The organism is Piscirickettsia litoralis (assembly GCF_001720395.1).
Lineage (GTDB): Bacteria > Pseudomonadota > Gammaproteobacteria > Piscirickettsiales > Piscirickettsiaceae > Piscirickettsia > Piscirickettsia litoralis.
The window spans coordinates 251403-252506 of the sequence record NZ_MDTU01000002.1 but is presented as its reverse complement, the minus strand read 5'-3'; the positions used below and the strand labels follow the sequence as shown (position 1 = coordinate 252506).

Annotated in this window: 2 protein-coding genes; both read right to left on the bottom strand. The window is 33.2% G+C overall.

Going from position 1 to position 1104, the window contains the following annotated elements:
* A partial coding sequence (locus BGC07_RS24045; protein ID WP_394332144.1) for a type VI secretion system contractile sheath domain-containing protein occupies positions 1-162 on the bottom strand: 162 nt, incomplete at its 3' end.
* 17 nt (positions 163-179) lie between these two features.
* A complete protein-coding gene (locus BGC07_RS16160) occupies positions 180-986 on the bottom strand; it encodes a type VI secretion system contractile sheath domain-containing protein (protein ID WP_069314094.1) in 807 nt (268 codons plus the stop codon).
* Positions 987-1104 lie beyond the last annotated feature (118 nt).

The window sequence follows — 1104 nt, the reverse complement described above, 5'->3', positions numbered from 1 at the left end:
AACATTAAATACTGGTGATGCTAACCCTTCTAGCAATCCCCCGCCTCTAGGTCCTCTGATTTGTTGACACCAGCCATTTAACTCAAAAGCACGAGTTAAATTTTTTGCAAACAAAATTGCAGAGTTACCCCATACATAGGCATGATCATCAAAATAGTTCATACCTTCCTTGAACATTTTTAATTTTTTCCTGCTGGATTAATAAGAGGATCATAAGGAACACGTAACAAATAGCGAGGTAGTGTTAATCCAATATATGTGGCTTGCTCAGTTTTTCTAAATTTATTCCATGCACCAAATTTAGGATGCGAAGTTAAACTACTCAAGTCTGTAATTAAAGATAGTTCTTCAGCCGTATTACAATCAAAAAGCTGAGGAGATACACTACTTACAAATGGGGCATGTGAAACTGTTGCAATTTTCCCCATTGCAGATAACCAAGCAATATCTTCTGGCGTCCTATTAAATTCATATAGGCCAATCACTGAGCCATAAGGCTCACCACCAAATTGATCATATTCACTCACATATACTTTTTTAAATAAGTCTGCTCCTGTAATATCGATACTATTGCAATCAAAATCTTCCTCTAACTCTTCTTTAGTAACATCAAGCAAATCGATTTTAATGTTAGCTTTAAAGTTTGTATCCTGCACAAGGTCATTGATAGAAAGCCACGCTGATTCAATCAATTTAAACTGAGGATGATTCAAAACCTCATCAACCTGCTGACAAATCAAATTATCTATTTTATCAGAGATATTTTGAATTAACCCTTTATTAAAGCTTTCTAAGTTTTCAGAGTTTGCAAGCAGTAAGCATAGACTAGCTACTAAACGCTCCTCATCTGTATACTCTTTATTAATAACCTCAAATGTATCACCACTAGTAAGAGAATCATCTTTATATAGTGATTCATTTAAATTTAAAGTACTAAATAATGTATTAATACCTATTTCTTGCTGAACATGTACTTCTGCTTCCATGAACCTCTCCAATTATTCAAACTTTAAATTTTTACTAATTCTGGCAATGCTTTTTTGAAATTTTTGCCATTTCATCTTTATCTTTCATAAGATTTAATACAGTCCCACGAAATTTTTT

Bases quoted from the DNA above. Each gene is read 5' to 3' on its own strand.
- BGC07_RS16160 (WP_069314094.1), bottom strand. From the start codon at position 986: ATGGAAGCAGAAGTACATGTTCAGCAAGAAATAGGTATTAATACATTA.